The sequence below is a fragment of the Chitinophaga sp. genome (assembly GCF_039596135.1).
Taxonomy (GTDB): Bacteria; Bacteroidota; Bacteroidia; order Chitinophagales; family Chitinophagaceae; genus Chitinophaga.
Map to the genome: position 1 here is coordinate 20929 of NZ_JBCNKH010000085.1, position 6136 is coordinate 27064.

The 6136-nt window shown below is 45.4% G+C and carries 7 protein-coding genes and 1 pseudogene; all 8 read left to right on the plus strand.

Annotated elements, in window-relative coordinates; genetic code table 11:
• Positions 1-22 precede the first annotated feature (22 nt).
• Positions 23-475 carry a GatB/YqeY domain-containing protein gene (locus ABDW16_RS27850; protein WP_343674388.1) on the plus strand — a complete coding sequence of 151 codons (453 nt, stop codon included), beginning with the start codon at positions 23-25 and terminating at the stop codon, positions 473-475.
• Positions 476-527: 52 nt separating this feature from the next.
• Positions 528-1073 carry a CvpA family protein gene (locus ABDW16_RS27855; RefSeq protein ID WP_343674390.1) on the plus strand — a complete coding sequence of 182 codons (546 nt, stop codon included), beginning with the start codon at positions 528-530 and terminating at the stop codon, positions 1071-1073.
• 105 nt (positions 1074-1178) lie between these two features.
• On the plus strand, positions 1179-1946 hold the full coding sequence (locus ABDW16_RS27860; protein ID WP_343674392.1) for an alpha/beta hydrolase: 768 nt from the start codon (positions 1179-1181) through the stop codon (positions 1944-1946).
• 227 nt (positions 1947-2173) lie between these two features.
• Complete coding sequence (locus tag ABDW16_RS27865; protein WP_343674394.1) at positions 2174-2836, plus strand: CBS domain-containing protein; 663 nt, start codon at positions 2174-2176, stop codon at positions 2834-2836.
• Between the two features lie 18 nt (positions 2837-2854).
• A complete protein-coding gene (locus ABDW16_RS27870; RefSeq protein WP_343674396.1) occupies positions 2855-3745 on the plus strand; it encodes an NAD kinase in 891 nt (296 codons plus the stop codon).
• A 231-nt stretch (positions 3746-3976) separates the two neighbouring features.
• Positions 3977-4840 (plus strand): DUF6089 family protein, encoded by an 864-nt coding sequence (locus ABDW16_RS27875; protein WP_343674398.1) that lies wholly within the window; start codon positions 3977-3979, stop codon positions 4838-4840.
• Positions 4841-5071: 231 nt separating this feature from the next.
• Positions 5072-5833 (plus strand): isoprenyl transferase, encoded by a 762-nt coding sequence (locus ABDW16_RS27880; RefSeq protein ID WP_343674400.1) that lies wholly within the window; start codon positions 5072-5074, stop codon positions 5831-5833.
• Positions 5814-6136 (plus strand): annotated as a pseudogene (locus tag ABDW16_RS27885) (outer membrane protein assembly factor); the annotation flags it as partial. The gene ABDW16_RS27880 and the pseudogene ABDW16_RS27885, both read left to right, overlap by 20 nt.

A 6136-nucleotide genomic window follows, 5' to 3' on the forward strand; every position in this document is an offset into this window, starting at 1 on the left:
CAAGTTTTCAAAACAACCATATATGTCTCTGGAACTAAACATTAACGCAGCGATCAAAGCAGCCATGCTGGCCAAGAGCGAAGCAGAATTGCGAGCACTGCGTGCTATTAAGGCCGCTATCCTGCATGCCAAGACTGCAGAGGGCTTTAGCGGGGAGCTGAGCGAAGCAGATGAAACAAAGCTATTACAGAAGTTAGCCAAACAAAGAAAAGATTCGCTGGATATATATCGTCAGCAAAACAGGGAAGACCTCGCAGTAAAAGAAGAGGAAGAGCTGGTTGTGATCGAGAAATACCTGCCAAAGCAGATGGATGAAGCAGAACTGAAAGCAACTATTCAGGCTATTATCGCTGAGACAGGGGCTAGTTCTCCTGCCGATATGGGTAAGGTAATGGGTGTGGCTACAAAGCAGTTGGCTGGTAAAGCTGATGGCAAAGCCATTTCCGCACTGGTAAAAGAGTTATTGGCAAAATAACCGGGGACTTTCAATTCTTTTTCCCCGATCTCCTATCTTCCTATAGAAATATATGGGTATAGACATTGTATTCGCCATTATCCTTGTAATTGCTATTTATAAGGGATATAGCCGCGGCCTGATAGTGGCGGTATTCTCATTTATAGCAGTGACACTGGGCCTGGCAGCGGCATTGAAGCTGACCACCGTGGCCGCATTGTACGCCCAATCCCATTGGGATGTGCATACCCGTTGGTTACCAGTCATTTGCTTCATCGCCCTGTTCCTGGGAGTGGTATTGTTAGTCCGCCTTGGGGCGACCCTGCTGCAAAAGCTGGTAGAAGTGGCTATGATGGGCTGGGTAAACAAATTAGGCGGGATTTTACTGTATAGTGCTATCTTTATCACGGTCTATAGTGTCCTTTTATGGATAGCTAATCAATTATATTGGTTAAGCCCGGAAATCAAAATGCAATCTGTGGTATATCCGTACATTGAGCATCTCGGGCCGGCGGTCATGAATGGAGTTGGCAAATTAATTCCCATCTTTAAGGATATGTTTGCCAGCCTGCAATCCTTTTTTGACAATGCAGCCAGGGAGATACAGAGCAAACAATAGCGAGGTATAGACATAAATTAAATGATCTATATCCTTCGCTTCAAAGATTATTTGAATTAATAAAAAGAATTATTTTAGCGCAAAATTGACTTTCAAGCTTTGGCAATGGATTACGAAATCAAAACACAGGGAAAGTTTAAGTTTGTTGAAGAAGGGGAGGGTGAACCACTGGTATTATTGCACGGGCTATTTGGTGCGCTGAGTAACTTCGGTGGCCTGATCGAATATTTCCGCCACTACAACAAAGTAGTGGTTCCGCTTTTGCCTTTGTTTGATCTGAATATTCTGGATACTTCCGTAGCTGGCCTGGCCAAGTACGTTCATAAGTTTATTGAAACAATGGAGTATTCCAATGTGCACCTGCTGGGGAACTCCCTGGGTGGACACGTTGGTCTGGTATACCTGCTAAAACACCCGGAAGCTCCGATCAAATCTCTTACACTGACAGGTAGCTCTGGTCTGTTTGAAAACGGGATGGGCGAAACTTATCCTAAAAGAGGGGACTACGAATATATCCGCAAGAAGACAGAACTTACCTTCTACGATCCTGCAATGGCTACCAAAGAGCTGGTAGACGAGGTGTTCGACATTACGACCAACCGTCTCAAGGTAATCAAGATCATCACACTGGCTAAGTCGGCTATACGCCACAACCTGGGCGAAGAGCTGCGCGATATCAAGATCCCAACCCTGCTGGTATGGGGATTGAACGATACCGTGACACCGCCAATGGTAGGTGAGGAATTTCACAAACTGATTCCTAACTCAGAACTGCACTTCATTGATAAATGTGGCCATGCGCCTATGATGGAGCAGCCGGATGAGTTCAACCAGATCCTGCATCCTTTTCTGCAAAAACTGGGAAGTAAATAATACCTACTACTCACATTATTATACTGAAGCTGATTCAACAGGATCAGCTTCATTTTTTTTTACCACTCATCCACTACCATCCCATCGCGCTGTATGTAACAAACCACGCGCATTTAGCGTTACGTATATAAGGAGAGCAGCATGCTTTATTCATAAATCCCCTCGTCCGGTACGAGGACGTTACCAATTCTTTTCCTATTATTGTATCATAATAGCGCAATTTAATAATGCTGGCACGTGATCTCATATCGACAGTTATTCCAATTCTTCATCCTCTTGACCCAGGGTCCAGAGCCCTGCGCCTGATGAATGAATACCATCTTTCCCAACTGCCACTGGTATTGGAAAACAAATACCTGGCCCTGGTGGAAGAAGATGATATTCTTGATTTGGAAGATACTGAGGTATCGCTGGAGAATATGGAATATAGTGGTCCGAAGCCCGGCGTATTGGAAAGTGCTCATTTTTATGAGGCGCTAAAGGCCTTTTACGACCTGAAATTGTCTGTACTACCTGTCATCAGCCGGGAGAATGAGTACCTGGGCGTACTCACGAAAGATAACCTGCTGGCGGTGCTGGCGCAGTACAACGGTGTCAAGGAACCGGGAGGTATCATTGCACTGGATATTGACCCACGCGATTATAGCCTGAGTGAAATCGCCAGAATCGCAGAATCGAATGATATTACACTGCTCAGTGTGAATACCATTACCAGTCCTGCTACAGGCAGACTGGAAGTACTGCTAAAGACCAACCGCCAGGAGCTACATGGGCTGTTGGCTACATTTGAGCGGTTCAACTACACAATTAAATACACAATCACCGAAGAGCAGGAGGAAGATATGCTCCGGAAAAATTACGATCTGCTGATGAATTATATCAGCATGTAATTCTCCTCCAGATTAGTTATGCAGATTGCAATATATAGCCGTGGATTTGTAAGAGAAGACCTGCCTATCATCCAGCTGTTACTGAATGAGCTGGCGAGAGAAGAGATTGATGTGATCATTTATGAAGCTTTCTTTCAGAGCTTACAGCCACATATTACTTATACAAAAGAGCCAGCTACTTTTGCCTGTGCAGCAGATCTGCATGGCAGGGCAGATATTCTTGTGAGCCTGGGTGGGGATGGTACCCTGCTGGATACGGTTTGCTATGTACGGGATAAGAATATCCCGGTGCTGGGGATTAACTTTGGCCGGTTAGGTTTCCTGGCGAGTATAGGGAAGGATGCGATTTATGCAGCGGTACAGGCGTTGAAGCAACGTACGTATGTAGTGGATAAGAGAACGCTGATACACCTGGATAGTAATGTACCATTCCTGTTTGGGGAGGTGCCTTATGGGCTGAATGACTTTACCATACATAAGAAAGATACGTCCGCAATGGTAAAGATTCATACTTACCTGAACGGGGAGTTTTTGAATACTTACTGGGCGGATGGATTGATAGTAGCCACGCCTACAGGATCTACAGGGTATTCTCTCAGTTGTGGAGGACCAGTGGTGTTTCCGGAGGCGGGGAGTTTTGTGATAACGCCGGTGGCGCCGCATAATCTGAATGTGAGGCCGATTATTGTACCAGATGATAACGTAATTAGCTTCGAAGTGGAGGGGCGGAGTGACCAGTTTCTCTGCACCCTGGATTCGAGGATGGAGACGATTGATAATACGGTGCAGCTGGCTATTAAGAAAGAATCGTTTAAACTAAGCCTGCTGCGGCTGGATGATAGTAATTTCCTGCAAACATTAAGGCATAAGTTACTTTGGGGAATTGATGCAAGAAATGCCTTAAAATAATAGTCGAATCGAATAAGAGGTTGCCAAAGGCAACCTCTTATTCGATTCGAAAGTCGGTTTTTTTTGGTTTTGCCGAAGGACAAAATTAAATGACAGGGTATTGTAGTAAATAACCTACATACTTACATAACACCACATTAGAATTTTTTATTACATTTGTTCACCTTGTGTAATACCAAAAGCAGGAATAATCGCGTTTAAAGGAATTATCGCGTTTAAGCAAACCGATTTATGGGCAAACCTTTTTTTTACAAACGTATCATCACGTGCACCCTTATAGCAGTGGGATCCCTGTTCCTGACGCCTGCTTTTGCGCAGAACGAGCTGTCTTATACCGGTGAACTGGGCTTTTCTATAGGAGCTGCCCACTATTTTGGAGATCTCAATACCAATGGACGTCTCAACGCTCCCAAACCTTCTATTGGTATCTTTTACCGTAAGTACATGAACGACTACGTAGGCGTACGCTTTCACGGTCGCTATATGATGCTTGGCTATTCTGATACTTACAACAACAACGATTTTCAAAAACGCCGTAACCTCAGTTTTAATACCAATGTATTTGAAGTGGGGGTGCAGGGCGATTTTAACTTCTTCCGCTTCGAACCCGGCTCCAGCTACTATCGCTTTACGCCGTACTTCACCGGGGGCGCTTCTTTATTCTACTTCAATCCATACGCTTACCTGAACAACAAAAAGTACTACCTCCAGCCACTCCGTACAGAAGGGCAGGGGAGTGCTATGTATCCTGACAGGAAGCCATATAGCCTGGTATCTACCGCCTGGTTGCTGGGAGGTGGGTTTAAATACAACCTGTCGAAAAAAGTGAACCTGGGATTGGAGGTATTATACCGCTTTACCAATACCGATTACCTGGATGACGTGAGCACCACCTATGCAGGTACCGCCTTATTCCCTGCGGATGCCAATGGCAATCCTACGCCGGCATACCTCCTGCAGGACCGTAGTTACGCCACTGGCGACAGGATCGGGATTCCCGGCCGGCAGCGTGGCAACAGCCGGGACAAAGATCAGTTCGTTACGGCTGAACTAACTATTAGCATCCTGTTTACGTCTTATAGATGTAAATTCTAGTTTCGCAGGCAAAATCTGTTTATCTGTAGTCCTTTCTGGCCCATTGGCCTATTTTTTATACTTTCTATAAGCGTTTTTTCGAGTCAAACGGCCAACAGCAAAGGATTTCGCTGTTAAAAATCCGTTAAAACCCCTACCCCCCCTTTGCCGGGAAAGGCATATATCTATTTTTGTATCTTTGCACACCTTAATAAAATCTGTATCGATATATATAATACGCCGGAGATACTCATGAGTTTGAAGGACAAATTAGACTTACAACGGTTGCCACGACATATTGCTGTCATTATGGACGGCAATGGCCGCTGGGCTAAGGAACGCGGTCAGGACAGGCTGTTTGGTCATTATGAGGGAGTGGAAAGTGTGCGTAATATCACTGAAGCCTGCGCCGAACTGGGAATTGGTTACCTTACCCTTTATGCCTTTTCCACCGAGAATTGGGACCGACCTGTTTATGAAGTGAACGGGATCATGGAGCTATTGGTCAATACGATCCGTAGTGAAGTGAGCACGCTTATAAAAAATAACATCCGGCTACATGTAATCGGAGACATGAACATGCTGCCCGGAAACTGTAAAATGGAGATGGAAGAGGCCATAGCCCTTACCAGTCAATGTACAGGACTCAACCTGATAATGGCCCTCAGTTACAGTGCCCGTTGGGAAATCCTAAATGCTGCTAAAAAAATTGCTCAGGATGTAAAAGATGGAAAACTCGAACCCGAGGCTATCACTCCTGACAAGTGGCAGCAGTACCTCTGTACTGCCGACCTGCCAGATCCGGAGCTGATGATCCGGACCAGTGGAGAATGCAGAATCAGTAACTTCCTGCTTTATCAGCTGGCCTATGCGGAGCTGTATTTTACAGACACCCGTTGGCCCGACTTCCGCAAAGAACACCTTTACGAAGCTATCTTAAACTTTCAGAACAGAGAACGACGCTTTGGCAAAACAAGCGATCAAATACAGCAGAATGAAGAAATTATTTCCTAAGAGCCTACTGGCCATAGTATTATGTTGCAGTGCCGGCATTCGTGTATCCGCCCAGGAGAGAGATACCATCCCTGCAGCAGAACAACCAGTGGGATTGAACTTACCATTGGGAAATTCACAACCTCAGCAATACGAGATAGCTGACATCGTCGTGTCAGGAACCCAGTATCTTGATAAGTCTCTGCTGATCTCCCTTTCAGGACTGAACGTAGGTGACAAAGTCGTTTACCCCGGCGGCGACCAGTTTGCAAAAGCAATCCAGGCCCTGTGGGGACAAAGACTGTTTGCCAACGTTGCTATTTA

Bases quoted from the DNA above. Each gene is read 5' to 3' on its own strand.
- ABDW16_RS27850 (WP_343674388.1), top strand. From the start codon at position 23: ATGTCTCTGGAACTAAACATTAACGCAGCGATCAAAGCAGCCATGCTG.
- ABDW16_RS27855 (WP_343674390.1), top strand. From the start codon at position 528: ATGGGTATAGACATTGTATTCGCCATTATCCTTGTAATTGCTATTTAT.
- ABDW16_RS27860 (WP_343674392.1), top strand. From the start codon at position 1,179: ATGGATTACGAAATCAAAACACAGGGAAAGTTTAAGTTTGTTGAAGAA.
- ABDW16_RS27865 (WP_343674394.1), top strand. From the start codon at position 2,174: ATGCTGGCACGTGATCTCATATCGACAGTTATTCCAATTCTTCATCCT.
- ABDW16_RS27870 (WP_343674396.1), top strand. From the start codon at position 2,855: ATGCAGATTGCAATATATAGCCGTGGATTTGTAAGAGAAGACCTGCCT.
- ABDW16_RS27875 (WP_343674398.1), top strand. From the start codon at position 3,977: ATGGGCAAACCTTTTTTTTACAAACGTATCATCACGTGCACCCTTATA.
- ABDW16_RS27880 (WP_343674400.1), top strand. From the start codon at position 5,072: ATGAGTTTGAAGGACAAATTAGACTTACAACGGTTGCCACGACATATT.